This is a genomic window from Marinobacter algicola DG893 (genome assembly GCF_000170835.1).
GTDB lineage: Bacteria > Pseudomonadota > Gammaproteobacteria > Pseudomonadales > Oleiphilaceae > Marinobacter > Marinobacter algicola.
On record NZ_ABCP01000002.1, the window covers coordinates 20,228 to 37,565 of the forward strand.

The following is a 17,338-nucleotide window of genomic DNA, read 5'->3' on the forward strand; positions in this document are numbered from 1 at the left end:
TTACAGCTCCACTCCCAGAGCCTCGGTGACGCGGAGCGCACTGCTCACACCATCCTCATGGAAACCATTGAACCAGTAGGCGCCACAGAAGTGACTGCGGTTCTGGCCGCCGATTTCGTCATAGCGTTTCTGGGCGGCTACGGCCTCCAGGGTGAACACAGGGTGCGCGTAGTCGAAACGTTTGATAATACGCTCCGGGTCGATGTCCCGGCTGCGGTTGAGAGTGACACAGAAGGTTTCCGGTGCCTCGTCGAAATTCTGCAAGATGTTCATGTTGTAGGTAACAGACACAGGTTCGGTGCTGTGTTGCGGTATGAAATAGTTCCACGCGGCCCACGCCCTCCGATTCGACGGCAGCACCGAATGGTCGGTGTGCAGCACCACGTCATTGCGTTGATAGGTAATGGCGCCAAGAATTTCCAGTTCCTTGGCCGAAGGATCGGCGATCATGCCGAGGGCCTGGTCGCTGTGGCAGGCAAACACGACCTGGTCGAAGTGGTGGTGCTCGTGGTTGACGGTGACCACCACATGATCCGGCTCCCGGACAACGGAGCTGACGGGGCTGTTCAAATGCGTGCGATCGCCCAGACGCTCCATCATTGCATCGACATAGCGCGCGGAACCGCCGGAAATGACCCGCCAGGTCGGACGGTCATCCACCGATAACATGCCGTGATTGTTGAAAAACTGGAGAAAGAAGCGAATCGGGAACTGTTCAAGGACAATTTCGGGCGCTGACCAGATCGCTGCCCCCATGGGTACGATGTAGTATTGGCGAAAGTAACGCGAGTAGCCGTTGCGGTTCAGGTATTCGCCCAGGGTTTCTGTGTCTGCGATATTGCCGGCAGCCAAGTCTGCCCGGGATTCTTTATTGAAACGCAGGATCTCCTGGATCATGCGCAGAAACGGCAGATTCAACAGGTTGCTGCGTTGGGCGAACAGGGTGTTCAGGCTGGTACCGTTGTACTGCAGCCCGGAGGAATGACAGTCAACGCTGAAACTCATGTCGCTGACCTCCGATGCAACACCCAAGCGGTCCATCAGCTTCATGAAATTGGGGTATGTCCAGTCATTGAAGACAATAAAACCGGTGTTGACCGGCCACTCGCGGCCACCGGCGGTGACCATCTCGGTGTTGGTATGGCCCCCGGCATAGTCGCCGGCTTCGAACAGCTCCACATCGTACTTCTCTGATAAAAGCCAGGCCGTGGTCAGGCCCGAGACGCCTGCGCCAATGACTGCAATACGTTGACGTTCGTTACTCATCCATTGGTTTCCTGTTCATTCCTGCTTTTCCGGCTCATGCTGGCGGCCATGCGATCAATCAATCCCTGGGGCAGGGCGGACAAGGCCTTCAGTGTCCAGGTAAATCGCTTCGGAAAAGCGATTTCGTTCCGGCCTTTGAGCAGCCCTGTGACGATACGGCTCGCGGCGTCTTCCGCTGAGACCAGGAACGGCATCGGAAAATCGTTTCTATCGGTCAGCGGCGTCTTAACGAACCCCGGCGAAACCACCACTACATCGATGCCTTCGGGCGCCAGGTCGGCTCTCAGTGCGTGGGCAAAGTAGGTGAGTGCGGCCTTGGAGGCTCCATACCCCTCGGCACGGCCGAAAGGAAACCACCACGCCGATGAGCTGACAATCACCAGCGTTGCCGGTTGGCCCTTCGCCACCGTGCGCCGCAGAGCCGGCAAGGCAATGTCCAGGCAGCGGGCGGTGCCCACCACGTTGGTGTTGATGTTGTTTTCGATCACGGTGCTGTCGTAGTCGGCGATTTCCAGGTACTCACAGGTGCCGGCGTTGAGGATGGCCATGTTGAGATCGCCATGGGCTTCCAGGGCGGAGGAAATGCCCAGCAGGTCGTCCCGGCTCGTAGTGTCGGCTTGCGCCGCTACGACCCGCTCTGGGGCTAGTGCGCTCAATCCGTCCAACGCGTCCTGTCGTCGACCGGTAATCACCAAACGATGCCCTTGGTCCACCAGAGCGCGGGTGACGGCTTCTCCAATCCCTGAGCTGGCCCCGGTAATCCAGATGTTTGATGCTGTTCCAAGCCGTTCACTCATCCTGCCTGATTCCTTATCCAGCGAATCAGTCGCCCCATCACGGGCAGGTTCTCATAGAGCAACTGGCCGATGTCAAAGTAGTCGCGGTGGGAGAGAACGCGGCCTTTGCGGATCACCAACTGGCTGATGCCTTCCACCTCAACCGAGCTGCCCTTGCGAATACGCTTGTGCTTAAGGTGCATTACCCAGGGGATGCATACGTCTTCGCCATTAACCACCGGCTCGCCGAAGTCGAAGCCGCAGGAGATGACATTGGCGTAGGCTCCGGAAAAATACTCGGTCAGATCATCAATGCCCCGCACACTTGTGAACGGATCGGTGAACGTTACGTTTTCACTGTATACCGTTGTTAGTTCCGCCATGTTTCCAGCACAGAGGTTATTGAACAGCTGAGTGAAGTGCCCAAGAGTCTCATGGACGGACGTATTCTTGTTGCCCATTTCAATGATAGAGGCGGTGCTCATGATTGTTTCCTCCTCATGGCATCCAGTTGGCGGGTTTCCTCTTGAATATGCTCTGGAATCGGGTTCATGTCCCAGATGATTCCAAGGCGCGCAAGTAGCCAAAGTCCGTACCAGGTCATATCCACCTCATACCACCGAAATCCCTGACGCACGGATTGCGGCCAGCGATGGTGGTTGTTGTGCCAGCCTTCACCCATGGTGATGAGCGCAAGCCAGGCGTTGTTTCTGCTGTCGTCATTGGTTTCGAAGCGGCGTTTACCCCAAACGTGCGACAGCGAGTTGATCGATACTGTGGCGTGGAACAGAACAACCGTCGATAGGAAGAAGCCCCAGGTCAGCAATTGCAAACCGTTGGTGCCCAGGCCGGGAGCCCAGGCCGCCAGAGCTTCACCTAACGCATAAATGCCAATCGCGGCGGCCGCGGGTACCAGTGAGTCAAAGCGGTTAAGAAAGCGGAGTTCGGGAAATTTCATCCAGTCCTTCACCCGGCGCTCATCCATGGCGAAGCCTGCGTCACAGGTAAACCAGCCGACGTGCGACCACCAGAATCCGCCTTGGTGTGGCGAGTGCAAATCCTTCTCATCGTCCGAATGCTGATGGTGGTGCCGATGATGGGCGGCCCACCACAACGGCCCACGTTGGGCTGCGCTGGCGCCCAGAACGCCGAAGAGAAACTGTGCAACGCGGCTGGTCTTGAAGGTTTTATGGGCAAAGTAGCGGTGGTAAAAGCCGGTGATGGCGAACATGCGTACGGCGAAAAAGCCGATTGCAAAGACAACCGCAAAGGTACTGGCACCAGTGACGACGACCAGCAGACAGGCCAAATGAAGTGCGATAAAGGGAATCACCCGAAGAAAGTTGAAAGCCCGCGAGCTTGTGTCGAGGTGATCCGAACCCGCAGCGGAGTCGAACCATCTCAGAATGTTTGTCAGCCAGTGTTGCACTCGGGTCATACCCTGATTGCCCTTTCGTTCGTGGTTTAACCTGTTAAGCCTGGAGTTTAGTAAACTCCACCAGACGCTTGACGGGTTCTACGTTCCAATAACCGAATTTGGATGCATGTTATACGATGTTTAACCAAACCGATCAGATGCCTGTTATACGCCGGATTGCCATTGTTGGTTCAGGAATGGCCGGCCTGACCGCCGCACTTCTGCTCCGGGAACAGCACCATGAAGTGACGATCTTCGAGAAAAGTCGCGGCCCGGGTGGGCGCATGGCCGCAAAACGCGTTAAGGGTGGCTCTGTCGACATCGGGGCGCAGTACTTTACGATCAGGAATCCGGCGTTCTCCGCCTTCCTGTCCCGTCATGCCGGAGACAGTTTCGGGCCGTGGTCCGGGCGCTTTGGTTACCAGATCTCCTCCGGGCAATGGGAGCCGTTCCCGCAGGAGGCTCGCTACGTCGGCGTTCCCCGGATGACAGCCATCACCCGTGGGCTTTCCACCGCTGCAGACGTCCAGGCGCAAACGCGCATTGATAGCCTGGTTCGCCATGATCGGCAGTGGCTGATGAAAGATACAGAAGGCGAGTCTTATGGTCCTTTTGACGCGGTTATCGTCACGGCACCCCCGGCGCAGGCCCGGGACCTGTTCAGCAATAGCACACTCACAGCGCTGTCGGACGATATACAGGACCACGTCAGCCATATCCAACCGTGCTGGGCAACCGCTGTCTATTTTCAGCAGGCGTTGGAGCAACCCTATGACGCCATGCGGTGCCAGAACCCGGTACTGGAGTGGATTGCCAATAACACCAGCAAGCCGGGCAGGGACGATTCCGGTCAGTGGTGGGTTCTCCATGCAACGCCGCAATGGTCCCGTGAACACGAGAACACTTCGGCGGACAAGGTGTCGGCTGCGATGGTTGAGGCGTTTCAGAAGGTCACCGGTGTGTCTGCCTGTCCCGACGAATGGATTTCGCACCGGTGGCTTTATGCGAAATCCTCGTCCGCGGAGCAACCCGGTTTTCGCTGGTATGACGAGCATTGCATCGGCCTGGCCGGGGACTGGCTGAGCGGCGGCCGTGTGGAGGGCGCGTTCGACAGTGCCAGTGGTCTGGTAGCGCATATGCTGGCGGATTAAATCCACTTACGTGCCAGTCAGTACCGTTGGCCGAACATAGAAGTGCGTAATAGTGCCGTCGCTGAACTTGCTGAAGAAGGCGCTGATATCGGTAATCTTGCGCAGGGAACGGGCACGGTTGATCGGGTCCCGCACCAGTACCTTGATACCGTTGAAATTGTCCTGGATGTTGGAGAACCGCGCCCGCATGGAACAGGTCACCACCTCGCCCGGATCCAGATCAAGCTCCTGAGCCAGCCAGCGGCAGTGATCCTCGATGCCGGCGATGGTCAGATCCTCACGGGTGTCGAGGTGGTTCAGTTTCGCCCGATCCACGATGCAGCGCGAATAACTGCCGGGCTTTTTCCTCGCTACTTTGCGGAAAGCCTCCCAGAAAAAGCTGTCCGTGAGTTCCGCGAAGTACCGCATATCACTCAGGCAGGTATCCACCCACTCGAAAATTTCCGGGTCCTCGAGCACTTCGTTGATCGCTTCCCGCAACAGCCAGTCGAAACCCAGGGCCGTCTTGTGGGCGTAGACCTTACGGTACATCTGGTGACGGCTGTAGACGAAGTCCTCCAAGGCGCCAAGGCCTTTCTGGGTGATGGCCAGGCCCAGCCAGGGCTCACGCACGTCCCAGCCGAAACGCAGGTTGCTCAGCAGGTGGTCGAGGTTGAACCCACCGATGGTGACTGAGGAGTGAAAACCGTCCCGAAGCATGTAGTCGGCCCGGTCGGCGTCGATTTCACCGGAGACTATGGACGACATCAGGTCCATCACCAACCGGGGCACGTCGGCCTCGCTCAGAACACCAGAATCCGCGTCGTTACCGGCGATGAAATTCCAGAAAGTGCGCGCATGGCGGCAGAAGGCCTCGCTGGGCCGCACAGTCGTGGTTTCCATAATGCCGATCACGTCTCTCGGATCGAGGCCGGCGGTTTCAAGGTCAATGGACGACAGCACTTCGTGGGCAACCCTCACGGAATAGTGCTCGTGCTCCAGTTCTTCCGGGCGTTCACTGTGATACACGGAATAGTCGACACCACTCCAAAGGTCATCAAAGCGGTCAGGCCGCGACATCAGGTCATGAATACGCCGCGCCTGGGTGAACTGGTGGGAGAAACTCGAATGCCCACTGTCATGCAGCAGGCAGCCCAGGCGAATGGTCTTGGCCAGGTAGTCAATGGCATCAAGCTGGCTCAGGCTCAGGTCTGTCTGGTCGCTGAGCTGGCGTTCCCGCAGGTAGGCGTCGATCATCGAGCGAAACATCCGTGTGCCCACGTGCATCACGCCAATACTATGGAGGAAGCGTGAGTGGGTTGCCCCCGGGAAAACCAGGCTGAGGATGTCGTTCTGGCAGATGTTGCGCAGGCGTTGGAACAGGGGATGGTCGATAACCTTGATTTCATGCCGGTAAAGCGGGATTCCGCCATGGACCGGGTCCATGATCAGTTTGTCATAAGCCCCGAGCAGGTCATTGACGGCACTTCTCATAGATTACAACCTCCCAAAAACATCAAACATGTCTTGTTATATCACAGGGGCGTGCCAGAATAGGTATCAGAAACCCAATTTCCTGTTTACCGATGGTAGTTTAGGGCAATCACCATGACATCGCGCACCGAGCGCATTCTTATTATCGATTCGAATGAACGTGCCCGCTCGGAACTGGGTCGGTACCTTGAGGCCAGGGGATTCTATGTAACCGGTTATCCGGACCTGGCTTCCGCCCGTTCTCTGTTCGACGATAATATCCCGGACATCATTTTTGCTGACCTGTCACCGGAGGCCATTGGTGAACTCGCCGGTAGACTGGAAGACGCGGAAACCTTCACCCCCATCGTTGCCTGCTATTCCACCGCCGATGCCTGCGAAATCGTCAACGCACTGAGAGCTGGTGCGGCTGATATCGTCCTTAAGCCCTGTTCCGATGATCGCGGCGCCCTCGACGACGTTATTGGCAAGCTGTTTGATCGGGTGCGCGTGAACCGGCTTAACCAACTTTATCGCCAGGAATTGGAAGAAGCGAACCGGGACTTGCGCGATGGTATTGCGGAATTACGCGCGGACCAGCGCGCCGGCCGTAAGGTCCAGCTCAGGATGTTGCCAGACCGGGAACAGGCACTTTCCGGGTTTTCCATCAATCACCTCATCAAGCCCTCGCTGTTTCTCAGCGGTGATTTTCTGGATTATTTTCGAATATCCGAAGACAAGATTTTGGTTTACATAGCCGATGTCTCTGGCCATGGTGCCAGCTCAGCCTTCGTAACGGTGCTGCTGAAAAACCTGACCAACCGCCTCCAGCGCAACCTCAGGCGTGGCTCCAGTGATGACATCCTGTATCCCGATCGTTTCCTTGAACGCATTAATTCCGAATTGCTCGATACCGGGTTGGGCAAGCATGTAACGGTTTTCGTGGGCATCATATCGACGTCTGACAGAAGCCTGCGTTATTCGGTGGGCGCCCATTTCCCGATGCCGATCCTTTCCCTGGAGGGTGGCAGGACAGAGTTCCTTGAGGGCAGTGGTTTGCCGGTGGGGCTGTTCGAGACGCCGGAGTGGGAGGTTTACGAAGTTCCACTGGACAAGCCGTTCCACCTGATTCTTTTCTCAGACGGTATACTGGAAGTCATCAAGGCCAAAAGCCTGGATGAAAAGGAAAAGACACTACTTGAACTCGTCTCGGGAGGTAGTCACACTATTGCTTCCCTGGGCGACGCTCTGAATCTCGACGAGATCACAGAGTTACCTGACGATATTGCTATCGTATCAGTAACGGATACCGATCCTGATACCAATGGCCCGACGTCGACATAGTGGCAGTGGATTCAATGGCTGGTTACAAGATCCTGCAAGCTGAAAAACAGGGCATCTATGTCCTGAAGTTTATTGGAGAAATCCGGCTGAACCTGTGTTCGACGCTGGATAATCTGGTTGAGTCCATCACCCAGGATCCCGACTTCAAGACAGTGGTTATTGATCTTACCGAAACCGAGATCATCGACAGCACCACACTGGGGCTGCTTGCCAAGATTGCCATGGCCGCCCAGAAACGCAGCAATTTCCTGCCCACGATGATATCCACCAACCCCGATATAACCCGAATCATCACCTCCATGGGTTTCGACAAGATTTTTATCATTGTTCGCGAGCCAGCGTCCCGCATCGAAGAATTGGAAGAAATCCCCGTGTTGCGAGCGAGCGAGCAGCAGGTCAGGGATAAGGTGTTGGAAGCCCATCGCGTGCTGATGGGCCTGAACAGCCGTAACCGGGAAGAATTCAAGAACCTGGTGCGTGCCCTGGAATGCGAAGAGTCCGGCTGAACCCGGAGCCATCACTGCGTTCTCCATTCCTGCCGGCCGTCTACCGGGCCTGAACCATAAAACATAACGGAACGACTATGCCTGAGAAAAATGACCGTGGGCCAACCGACGTTTCCCAGACCGGCCATGATGTCGCGGTTCTCGGCGGTGGCAGCTTCGGTTCTGCCATGGCCAAAGTGCTGGGAGAAAATGGCCATACCGTCCACTTCTGGATGAGGGACGAGGCCCAGGCGGATGAAATCCGTAACACCGGTATCAATAGCCGCTATATGCCGGATATCACCCTCACGGGTGACATACAGCCTACCACCAGCCTGCCGGAAGCCGTCGGTAAGGCGGAAATTGTCTTTGTGGCTATTCCCAGCAAGGCCTTTCGCTCCGTCATTCGTGAAAACAGCTCTGAGTTCCGTGAAGGGCAAATCGTTGTCAGCCTGACCAAGGGCATCGAAGAGCATGGCTTCAAGCTGATGAGCGAAATCCTTCAGGAGGAAATCCCGCGTTCCCGCATTGGGGTGCTCAGTGGCCCCAATCTGGCTGGGGAAATCGTCAGCCAGGATCTCACGGCAACCGTTATCGCGGCCAAGGATCCTGACGTGCGCCGCACGGTGCAGGAGTTGCTGGGTTGCGAGTATCTGCGGGTCTACGCCAATGTAGATGTGTATGGCGTAGAACTCGCCGGCGCACTGAAGAATATCTACGCCATCGTTGCCGGGCTGGCATCAGCGCGAAACCTTGGAGAGAACGCCAAGGCGATGCTGATTACCCGAGGGCTGGCGGAAATGAGCCGGTTTGCGGTTAGCCTGGGCGCCAATCCCATGACGTTTATGGGCCTGGCGGGAGTAGGGGATCTGATTGTTACCTGTACGTCTCCGAAGAGCAGGAACTACCGCGTTGGTTACGCTGTGGGTAACGGCCAGGCGCTGGATGACGCGGTCGCGGAGTTGGGCCAGGTGGCCGAGGGCATCTACACCCTGAAACTGGTCAAGGAGAAATCCGAGGCGATTGGTATCTATATGCCGTTGGTTCGAGGTCTCTATGAGATTCTTTACGATGGCGCCTCCATCAGTGCAGTGATCAACAGCCTGATGATGTCGGTCCAGAATTCAGATGTGGAATTCATTCTGCCACGAACCATCAGCCAATAAGGTTTGGGTTAGCTGGAGGGAAGACCAGTGCATTTGATCGTGATGCGCCACGGCGAGGCCGGTTGGCACACCCTGGATCGGGAGCGCGAGCTGACGGAGTATGGCCGCCATGGGGTGGCGGATGTAGCGGCCCAGATCGCGGAGTCGCCCTGGCGCCCTGAGTTTATTTGGTGTAGCCCATTGGTCAGGGCCCGGCAAACTGCTGCAATCGCCTCTGAGATTCTCAATTGCCCGGTGACGGAGAAGGATTATATTACGCCGGATGATGATCCCGGCCGCTGCCTGGATGAGTTGATCGAATCCGCCCCCTCTCCGTTATTGCTGATTTCCCATATGCCCTTTGTTGGCAGCCTTTCGACACTTCTGGTGGATGGCCATCGTAAGGGCATTCCCTTTATGACCGCACAGGCTGTGGTTCTCGAAATGCCCGTGGCAGGTCCCGGCTGCGCCGATCTGCGGGCACAGTTCCTACCCTGAAATCTCTCATAAGGCCTTTAAAATCGGTGTGCCAGCGCCCATAGTTTCTGTGAATCCACACTGGAATAACCTTTATGAGCCAGAAGCCCGAGACAATTGCGCAACAAGTGGAAAGTGCACAGGCTCCCGGAAAAGGCCTGCCACCGCTTGAGACATGGAATCCGGACCTGTCCGGCGACATTGATATCGTGATTGCCCGTGACGGGCAGTGGCTGTACCAGGGCAAGCCCATTGGCCGGGACGCCATTGTTAAGCTGTTCTCGACGATTCTGCGGCGGGAAAGTGACGGGCACCATTATCTGGTCACACCGGTTGAAAAGTGGCGGATAACCGTCGAAGACACTGCCATTCTCGCTCATTCTCTGGAAGTCTCTGGCAGTGGAAAGGAACAGGTCCTGTCAGTGACAACCAATACAGGCGAGACACTGCTAATCGGGGAGGAGCACCCTTTGCACATTGGGGCTTATGAAGGGTCCAACGAGCCGCGCCCCGTCATCGGTTTGCGTCATGGTGTCGAGGCGAGGCTGGTAACCGCCGCCTATTACGACCTGGCCGACCGGGTGACGGAAGAAAGTTCCGGCGAGAATACGGTGATAGGTGTCTGGAGTAGCGGAAATTTCTATAAAATTGCCGATAACGGTTGAATTACCAGCCACCGTCCCAACTATCTCACGGTAGAAAACGCAGTCTGACACTTGTTAAACTGTATTTTCGAACTTGTTACCGAGCCTGGCTCTCTAACGAGGCCCGGTGGTCGTAAGTCCCTCTGTGCAGTCTGGCTGTTCAAGATCACTTTCGATTGCCCAAATTTACATTAAACAGTCATTGCGACACGCAAGGAGATCACATGGCCCAACCTCGTGTTGTCACCATCCACTACACGCTCACCAACGACCAGGGAGAAGAGCTGGACTCCTCCCGTGTAGAAGGTCGTGAGCCTCTGTCCTATCTGGAAGGTGCTCAGAACATTATCGGCGGACTGGAAAATGCGCTGAACGAAAAGAACGCTGGCGATCAGGTGAAAGTATCTGTTGAGCCGGGTGAAGGTTACGGCGAAGTCAACGAAGAGCTGGTCCAGCCGGTCCCGCGTTCTGCGTTTGAAGGTGTCGACACCATCGAGCCGGGCATGCAGTTCCAGGCACAGACTCCGGGTGGCCCCCAAGTCGTTCGTGTCGTGGAAGTAGGCGACGAAACCGTCACCATCGATGCCAACCACCCGCTGGCAGGTCAGACCCTGCACTTCGACGTTGAAGTGGTTGAAGCGCGCGAAGCAACTGACGAAGAGCAAGAGCACGGTCACGCTCACTGATTTCGTTATAGTTGTTCATAAAAAAACGGCCCCTGTTGGGGCCGTTTTTTTTGGCTATCCAAAACCTTTTACATGTTCGGATAGTTTGGACCACCGCCACCTTCCGGCGTCACCCAGGTAATGTTCTGGGATGGGTCCTTGATGTCACAGGTTTTACAGTGAACGCAGTTCTGAGCGTTGATCTGGAACTTCTTGCCACTGCCATCATCTGCTTCAACCACTTCGTACACACCGGCCGGGCAGTAGCGTTGCGCTGGCTCGTTGTACTTGGGCAGATTCTCCTGGATGGGGATGTCCGGATTGGACAGCTTCAGGTGAACCGGCTGATCTTCCTCGTGGTTGGTGTTGGAAATGAACACCGAGGACAGCTTGTCGAAGGTCAGCTTGTTATCCGGCTTGGGATAGGCGATCTTCTTAGCCTGATCCGCAGGCTTTAGCGTGGCATAGTCCGGCGTGGTGTCGTGGAACGTAAACGGCAGACTGCTCCGAAGAATGTTCTGCTCGAAGTAGGCAATCGCGCCGCCGACGAAGTTACCGAACTTGTGCATGCCCGGGCTGAAGTTACGCTCGGCATACAGCTCTTTATAGAGCCAGCTGTCCTTGAAACGCTCTTCAAAACTGGTGATTTCCTCACCGCTCTTACCGTCTTTCAACGCCTCAAACACCGCTTCTGCGCCCAGCAGGCCGGACTTCATGGCGGTGTGGGAGCCCTTGATCTTGGAACTGTTCAGGGTGCCGGCGTCACAACCCAGCAGCAGGCCACCCGGGAAACTCATCTTCGGCAGTGAGTTGAAACCACCCTTGGTAATGGCGCGGGCGCCATAGGCCACTCGCTTGCCGCCTTCCAGGTGTTTCTTGATCTCAGGATGCAGCTTCAGACGCTGGAACTCGTCGAACGGGCTCATGTGCGGATTGCTGTAGGACAGATCGCTGATCAGGCCAACGTAGACCTGGCCATTCTCCAGGTGGTAAAGGAAGGAGCCACCCGTTGAGCCGGATTCGTTCAGCGGCCAGCCCGTCGTGTGGATGACCAGGCCCGGCTCATGCTTGGCCGGATCGATGTCCCACAGTTCCTTGATGCCAATGCCGTAGTGCTGGGGGTCTTTGCCTTCGTCCAATTTGAAATCGTTGATCAGGCGCTTGCCGAGGTGACCACGGCAGCCTTCAGTGAACAGGGTGTACTTGGCGCGTAGCTCCATGCCCGGCATGTAGCCATCTTTTTCGGAACCGTCACGGGCCACACCCATATCGCCGGTGATAATGCCTTTTACCTGACCATCTTCAACGATGGTTTCGGCAGCGGCGAAACCGGGGTACACCTCAACACCGAGACCTTCGGCCTGTTCGGCCAGCCAGCGGCACAGGTTGCCCAGGCTGATGATGTAGTTGCCATGGTTGTGCATGTTCTTGGGCACAAAGGCATTGGGGATCTTGGTGGCTCCTTCCTGGTTCTTCAGCAGGAAAATATCATCACGGGTGACCGGCGTGTTCAGCGGTGCGCCTTTCTCTTTCCAGTCCGGGAACAGCTCGTTGAGGGCCGTGGGCTCAAATACTGTGCCGGCCATGATGTGGGCGCCGATTTCGGACCCTTTCTCAACGACGCAGACGGTCAGTTCCTGTTCGGCTTCCTGGGCCATCTGCATGACACGACAGGCTGCCGAGAGGCCAGCCGGCCCACCGCCGACGATCAGAACATCAAATTCCATCGATTCGCGTTCCACGTTGGTCTCCTCATCTGTTTTATAGTGATGCCAACAGGCACATTCTTAGGGGCGACATCATACCGGTAAAAGCTCGTATAGACGACTCCCTCAAAAGCGAAAGCACCTGCCTTATAAAGTGAAAGGATACCGCAATTGAATAATCAAACAAACGTTTGTTTGAAATTTGGGTCTACCTTTGGCATTGTTCATTGGCACTGGGCCAAAACGTGTTTTTTGAATCGTTTTTTAGTATCGTCTCACGCTCAGGTGGAGTCAACCGGTGTTCATTGGCCATTGACGCGGCCATGCAACGTCTTTAGGGACTATTGACCCCGGTAGCCTTTGCCTGCAGTATTATGACGCCCTGACAGACAGCAGGTCCTGCAAGTATGTGCTGTTCTCAATTGTAAACTCATCGTAGAAGAACGAGGAATCTATGAAGGTTCTGGTCGCTGTAAAACGAGTAATCGACTACAACGTGAAGGTGCGCGTCAAGCCGGACAACACCGGCGTTGATCTCGCCAACGTCAAGATGGCAATGAACCCATTCTGCGAAATCGCTGTTGAAGAAGCGGTTCGTTTGAAGGAGAAGGGCGTTGCCAGTGAAATCGTGGTGGTATCCATCGGCCCGAAGGCCTGCCAGGAGCAAATCCGTACCGCTCTGGCACTGGGTGCTGACCGTGGTATCCACATCGAAACTGACGAAGAGGTTCAGTCTCTCGAAGCGGCCAAGCTGCTCAAGAGCGTGGTAGAGAAAGAAGAGCCCAAGCTCGTCATTCTCGGCAAACAGTCCATCGATTCCGACAACAACCAGACAGGCCAGATGCTGGCCGCGCTGACCGGTATGGGCCAGGGCACGTTCGCGTCTGAAGTGGTTGTCGAAGGCGAAAAGGTTAACGTGACCCGCGAAGTCGACGGCGGCCTGATGACCGTGGCTCTGAACCTGCCAGCGGTTGTGACCACCGACCTTCGCCTGAACGAGCCGCGCTACGCATCCCTTCCGAACATCATGAAGGCCAAGAAGAAGCCGCTGGATGCCATGACCCCGGCTGATCTGGGTGTTGAGCTTGCTCCGCGTCTGTCCACCCTGAAGGTTGAGGCTCCGGCTTCCCGTCAGGCAGGTGTGAAGGTCGCTGATGTAGCTGAGCTGGTCGACAAACTGAAGAACGAAGCGAAGGTGATCTAAATGAGCATCCTTGTAATTGCTGAACATGACAACAGCGAGCTGAAGCAGGCCACCCTGAACGTTGTGGCTGCTGCCAAGGCCATCGGTGGCGATATTGACGTACTGGTTGCCGGTGAGAACTGCGGCGCTGTAGGCGAAGCGGCTGCGAAGGCCGAAGGCGTTAACAAGGTACTGGTTGCCGACAACGCTGCGTACGGTCATTTCCTGGGTGAAAACCTGGGTGAGCTGGTTGCCGAAGTAGGCAAGGGCTACAGCCATATCCTGGCCGCTGCTGGCACCACGGGTAAAGACTTCATGCCGCGCGTTGCGGCGCTGCTGGACGTTGCCCAGGTATCCGACATCATGCGTGTGGAGTCCGAGGACACCTTCGTTCGCCCGATCTACGCTGGTAACGCCATTGCCACGGTGAAATCCGCTGACAGTATCAAGGTCATCACCGTACGCCCGACTGCCTTTGATCCGGTGGCTGGTGAAGGCGGTTCTGCTTCGGTTGAGCAGCTCGACGTGGTCAAAGACGCTGGCTTGTCCACTTTTGTGGGCGAAGAGCTGGCCAAGTCTGACCGTCCGGACCTGGGGAGCGCGGGTATCGTGGTTTCCGGTGGCCGTGGCATGCAGAACGGCGACAACTTCAAGATGCTGGAGCAGGTTGCCGATCTGATGGGCGCCGCTGTTGGTGCTTCCCGTGCGGCCGTTGACGCAGGCTTCGTGCCCAACGACATGCAGGTCGGCCAGACCGGTAAGATCGTTGCGCCGCAGCTGTACATCGCGGTTGGTATCTCCGGTGCCATCCAGCACCTGGCCGGCATGTCTGACTCCAAGGTGATCGTTGCGATCAACAAGGACGAAGAAGCGCCGATCTTCCAGGTGGCGGATTACGGCCTGGTCGCGGATCTGTTCGAAGCGGTTCCGCAGCTTGAAGAAGAGTTGAAGAAAGTCCTGTAACTTTCTGACTCGAAAGAAAAAGGCACCTTAGGGTGCCTTTTTTATTGCTCGTCTTTCGGCTTTTTCCGTGCCGCCAGCTGTTTTTCTTTCTTACCGAAAAACAGCGTGTCCGCCAGTATATGCAACGCCTTGTTGGTGGTGTGCACCGAGCGATAAATCTGGTCGCTGGTCTGGTCGTGGGTCTCCCGCGCCCGACGGGCGTTTTCGCGGAATTCCTCATTGGTTGAAAAGCGGTCGATCAGGCTGAACGTTGTAGTGGTAATGGCTTTGTGAACCTTCTCTACCGCGCTGGTGCCGTTCTTGACGGTTTCCTCCAGCAGGCGGGCCCGATTGCGGGTTTCCATCAGGTCCATACGGGTTTTCTGGATGTGGCTGTTTGCTGAAATCCGTTGCGAGTGCAGGAGGCGAAGGGTACGGGTATTGCGGCTGTGTTGCCGCAGCGAAACCGTTATAAACCCCGTGGATGCGACGGTAGCGGTTGCGCTGAGCAGTGATACGATGTCCATGGTGCCTCCTACCGGTACTCGAGCTTCATTTCCACATCGATTTCACGTTCGGCCAGCTCCAGTTCGAGCTCTTTCATCACCTCCTGGTACACCAGCCGTTTCACCATCACCGGAAGGCGGTCCGCCAACATGCGGGCTGACTTCGACTCGCGTTTCGCCAGGGCAATCGGATCTTTGACTCGCAACGTAAGTATCAGCTCCGGTTCCCGTGTATTATCAGGGCCATAGCTCTCAGCCATCGCCTTGCCAATGGACCTTTGCTGGAGACGTACCTGCCAGAACAGCCAGGCGCTGAGAATGGCGAGTATGAGGCTCAGTACCAGAAGCAGGGTGTTCAATGGGTTAACCTCCGGGATTCGGGTTCATGAGTCTGACAGAGTGTGCAGTATCGGTACCATGATTCGATTGGCCGATGCGACGTTTTGTTGCAACCTCCAGGGAAATAATCGAAAGGATAGTGACATGATCTGGTTAAAAGCATTTGTCAGTGGTCTTCTTGCCACCCTGATTTTTCACCAGGGGCTGTTTGCCGTGTTTTACTTCGTGGGGATGGTGCCATCCGCACCCTTTAACATGGCTGCGGTTCCTCCGTTGGGTATTCCCGCTGTTTTCTCGCTGGCTTTCTTTGGCGGGCTTTGGGGAATCGCGCTATGGGCAGTCCTTGGCCGCTTTGGCGGCTTTAAGTTCTGGTTGGGTAATGTAATAGTAGGCGCCATTGGGCCGACAGCCGTTGCCATGCTGGTGGTCTTCCCGCTCAAGGGCATCGCTGTTACCGCCCAGACCTGGGTTGGCGGGTTGATACTGAACGGCTTCTGGGGCCTGGGCGTGGCGCTTTTTCTGGTATTGATGGGGGCAAAAGCGTCGCGGTCGACCGCCTCCATTTCATAATTGATCCGGACGGATTAAGGACAACGAATGAGCACAAAGACTGACACCACCTACGACATCGTGGTATTCGGCGCCACCAGCTTCGTGGGGCAGATCCTTACCGGTTACCTGCTGAAATCCTATGGCATCGGCAAAGACGTTCGCTGGGCCATCGCCGGGCGCTCAGAAAGCAAGCTGGGCACACTCAAACAAGGCCTGGGCCCGTTGGCGTCTGAGCTGCCCGTCATCGTGGCAGACGCTGCCGACGAAAGCGCCCTGAAAACCATGTGTGACCAGACACGGGTGGTGATCTCAACAGTTGGCCCCTATGCATTGTATGGCGAGCCGCTGGTGAAAATCTGCGCGGAAACCGGTACGGACTATTGCGACCTAACCGGTGAAGTACAGTGGATTCGCAAGATGGTGGACACCTACGAGGAAAAAGCCAAGGCTTCCGGCGCCCGCATCGTCCATTGTTGTGGCTTTGATTCCATCCCGTCGGACATGGGTGTCTGGTTCCTGCAGGAAAAAGCTGCGGAAACCTTCGGCGCTCCGTGCCAGGACGTGCGTATGCGGGTCAAAGTCGCCAAGGGCGAGTTCTCCGGCGGCACCGTGGCCAGCATGATGAACATCGCCAAGGAAGCGGCCGCCGATCCGAAACTGCGCAAGGAACTGGCCAACCCGTTCTCGATTTGCCCGCCGGAACATCGTTCCGAAACCCGTCAACCGAGCCTGAAAGGCGCCGAGTTCGATAACGATTTTGGTGTCTGGCTGGCGCCGTTCGTCATGGGGGCCATCAACACCCGAATAGTCCATCGCTCCAATGCGTTGCAGAACGCCCGTTACGGCAAGGAATTCACCTACGATGAGGCGATGATGACCGGTCGTGGTATGAAAGGTCGTCTGGCGGCTTACGGAATTACCGGCGCGCTTGGGGGCTTCTTCACCGCGTCTGCGTTCAAGCCAACTCGCTGGGTGGTGGAAAAGTTCGTACCCAAGCCGGGCGAGGGCCCGAGCCCGGAAGCCCAGAAGAATGGCTTTTATGATCTGCGCTTTGTGGGCAAGACAACGGACGGCAAGATCATCAAGACCAAAGTCACGGGTGACCGCGATCCCGGTTACGGATCAACCGGCAAGATGCTGGGCGAGGCAGGCATGAGCCTGGCGTTTGATGTTCCGGCTGAAAAACAGGGCGGTTTCTGGACACCATCGTCGCTTCTTGATGGCAAGCTCTATGAGCGCCTGACCAGCAAGGCTGGCTTGACCTTCGAGGTACTGGAAACCAGCTGAG

19 protein-coding genes are annotated in these 17,338 nt (G+C 56.4%); 11 read left to right on the top strand and 8 right to left on the bottom strand.

All coding sequences use genetic code 11. From position 1 onward, the window contains the following. The 4 genes from MDG893_RS02335 to MDG893_RS02350 are packed head-to-tail and all read right to left on the bottom strand — an operon-like array spanning position 1 to position 3,480. Complete coding sequence (locus tag MDG893_RS02335; RefSeq protein WP_007152106.1) at positions 1-1,266, bottom strand: NAD(P)/FAD-dependent oxidoreductase; 1,266 nt, start codon at positions 1,264-1,266, stop codon at positions 1-3. Beyond that, entirely contained in the window at positions 1,263-2,063 is an 801-nt protein-coding gene (locus MDG893_RS02340) for an SDR family NAD(P)-dependent oxidoreductase (protein WP_007152107.1), read from the bottom strand. Before MDG893_RS02340 ends, MDG893_RS02335 begins: the two co-directional genes overlap by 4 nt. Next, the gene (locus tag MDG893_RS02345; RefSeq protein WP_007152108.1) at positions 2,060-2,527 is read right to left on the bottom strand and encodes a nuclear transport factor 2 family protein; all 468 of its coding nucleotides are present in this window, start codon (positions 2,525-2,527) and stop codon (positions 2,060-2,062) included. Before MDG893_RS02345 ends, MDG893_RS02340 begins: the two co-directional genes overlap by 4 nt. Then, positions 2,524-3,480: an acyl-CoA desaturase gene (locus MDG893_RS02350; RefSeq protein WP_007152109.1), complete on the bottom strand. Its 957-nt coding sequence runs from the start codon at positions 3,478-3,480 to the stop codon at positions 2,524-2,526. Before MDG893_RS02350 ends, MDG893_RS02345 begins: the two co-directional genes overlap by 4 nt. 116 nt (positions 3,481-3,596) lie before the next feature. Here MDG893_RS02350 and MDG893_RS02355 point away from each other — a divergent pair, with 116 nt between their 5' ends. Beyond that, complete coding sequence (locus tag MDG893_RS02355; protein WP_007152110.1) at positions 3,597-4,610, top strand: NAD(P)/FAD-dependent oxidoreductase; 1,014 nt, start codon at positions 3,597-3,599, stop codon at positions 4,608-4,610. A gap of 6 nt (positions 4,611-4,616) precedes the next feature. Here MDG893_RS02355 and MDG893_RS02360 read toward each other — a convergent pair whose 3' ends face one another. Then, entirely contained in the window at positions 4,617-6,083 is a 1,467-nt protein-coding gene (locus MDG893_RS02360) for an HD domain-containing protein (protein WP_007152111.1), read from the bottom strand. A 114-nt stretch (positions 6,084-6,197) separates the two neighbouring features. Between MDG893_RS02360 and MDG893_RS02365 the strand changes: the two genes are divergently transcribed. The 6 genes from MDG893_RS02365 to MDG893_RS02390 all read left to right on the top strand — a co-directional run bounded on the left by MDG893_RS02365 (position 6,198) and on the right by MDG893_RS02390 (position 10,843). Beyond that, entirely contained in the window at positions 6,198-7,406 is a 1,209-nt protein-coding gene (locus MDG893_RS02365; protein ID WP_007152112.1) for a PP2C family protein-serine/threonine phosphatase, read from the top strand. Positions 7,407-7,420: 14 nt separating this feature from the next. After that, on the top strand, positions 7,421-7,912 hold the full coding sequence (locus MDG893_RS02370) for an STAS domain-containing protein (RefSeq protein ID WP_036207409.1): 492 nt from the start codon (positions 7,421-7,423) through the stop codon (positions 7,910-7,912). A 77-nt stretch (positions 7,913-7,989) separates the two neighbouring features. Then, a complete protein-coding gene (locus tag MDG893_RS02375) occupies positions 7,990-9,057 on the top strand; it encodes an NAD(P)H-dependent glycerol-3-phosphate dehydrogenase (protein WP_007152114.1) in 1,068 nt (355 codons plus the stop codon). A 27-nt stretch (positions 9,058-9,084) separates the two neighbouring features. Further along, positions 9,085-9,534: a SixA phosphatase family protein gene (locus MDG893_RS02380; protein WP_007152115.1), complete on the top strand. Its 450-nt coding sequence runs from the start codon at positions 9,085-9,087 to the stop codon at positions 9,532-9,534. A gap of 74 nt (positions 9,535-9,608) precedes the next feature. Further along, positions 9,609-10,178 carry a DUF1285 domain-containing protein gene (locus MDG893_RS02385; RefSeq protein WP_007152116.1) on the top strand — a complete coding sequence of 190 codons (570 nt, stop codon included), beginning with the start codon at positions 9,609-9,611 and terminating at the stop codon, positions 10,176-10,178. 203 nt (positions 10,179-10,381) lie between these two features. Continuing rightward, positions 10,382-10,843 (top strand): FKBP-type peptidyl-prolyl cis-trans isomerase, encoded by a 462-nt coding sequence (locus MDG893_RS02390; RefSeq protein WP_007152117.1) that lies wholly within the window; start codon positions 10,382-10,384, stop codon positions 10,841-10,843. A gap of 68 nt (positions 10,844-10,911) precedes the next feature. On the opposite strand, the gene MDG893_RS02395 is transcribed toward MDG893_RS02390, so the two are convergent. Beyond that, positions 10,912-12,564, bottom strand: coding sequence for an electron transfer flavoprotein-ubiquinone oxidoreductase (locus tag MDG893_RS02395; protein WP_007152118.1), 1,653 nt, complete (start codon positions 12,562-12,564; stop codon positions 10,912-10,914). Positions 12,565-12,982: 418 nt separating this feature from the next. Between MDG893_RS02395 and MDG893_RS02400 the strand changes: the two genes are divergently transcribed. Together MDG893_RS02400 and MDG893_RS02405 are read left to right on the top strand one after the other, a co-directional pair. After that, positions 12,983-13,732 carry an electron transfer flavoprotein subunit beta/FixA family protein gene (locus MDG893_RS02400; protein WP_007152119.1) on the top strand — a complete coding sequence of 250 codons (750 nt, stop codon included), beginning with the start codon at positions 12,983-12,985 and terminating at the stop codon, positions 13,730-13,732. Then, on the top strand, positions 13,733-14,674 hold the full coding sequence (locus MDG893_RS02405; RefSeq protein ID WP_007152120.1) for an electron transfer flavoprotein subunit alpha/FixB family protein: 942 nt from the start codon (positions 13,733-13,735) through the stop codon (positions 14,672-14,674). A gap of 41 nt (positions 14,675-14,715) precedes the next feature. Here the strand turns inward: MDG893_RS02405 and MDG893_RS02410 are convergent, their stop codons facing one another. Continuing rightward, on the bottom strand, positions 14,716-15,180 hold the full coding sequence (locus MDG893_RS02410; RefSeq protein WP_007152121.1) for a hypothetical protein: 465 nt from the start codon (positions 15,178-15,180) through the stop codon (positions 14,716-14,718). 8 nt (positions 15,181-15,188) lie between these two features. Next, positions 15,189-15,518 (bottom strand): hypothetical protein, encoded by a 330-nt coding sequence (locus tag MDG893_RS02415; protein WP_007152122.1) that lies wholly within the window; start codon positions 15,516-15,518, stop codon positions 15,189-15,191. A gap of 124 nt (positions 15,519-15,642) precedes the next feature. Here MDG893_RS02415 and MDG893_RS02420 point away from each other — a divergent pair, with 124 nt between their 5' ends. Further along, positions 15,643-16,068 (top strand): hypothetical protein, encoded by a 426-nt coding sequence (locus MDG893_RS02420; RefSeq protein ID WP_007152123.1) that lies wholly within the window; start codon positions 15,643-15,645, stop codon positions 16,066-16,068. A 27-nt stretch (positions 16,069-16,095) separates the two neighbouring features. Then, positions 16,096-17,337 carry a saccharopine dehydrogenase family protein gene (locus MDG893_RS02425; protein WP_007152124.1) on the top strand — a complete coding sequence of 414 codons (1,242 nt, stop codon included), beginning with the start codon at positions 16,096-16,098 and terminating at the stop codon, positions 17,335-17,337. Position 17,338: the final 1 nt, after the last annotated feature.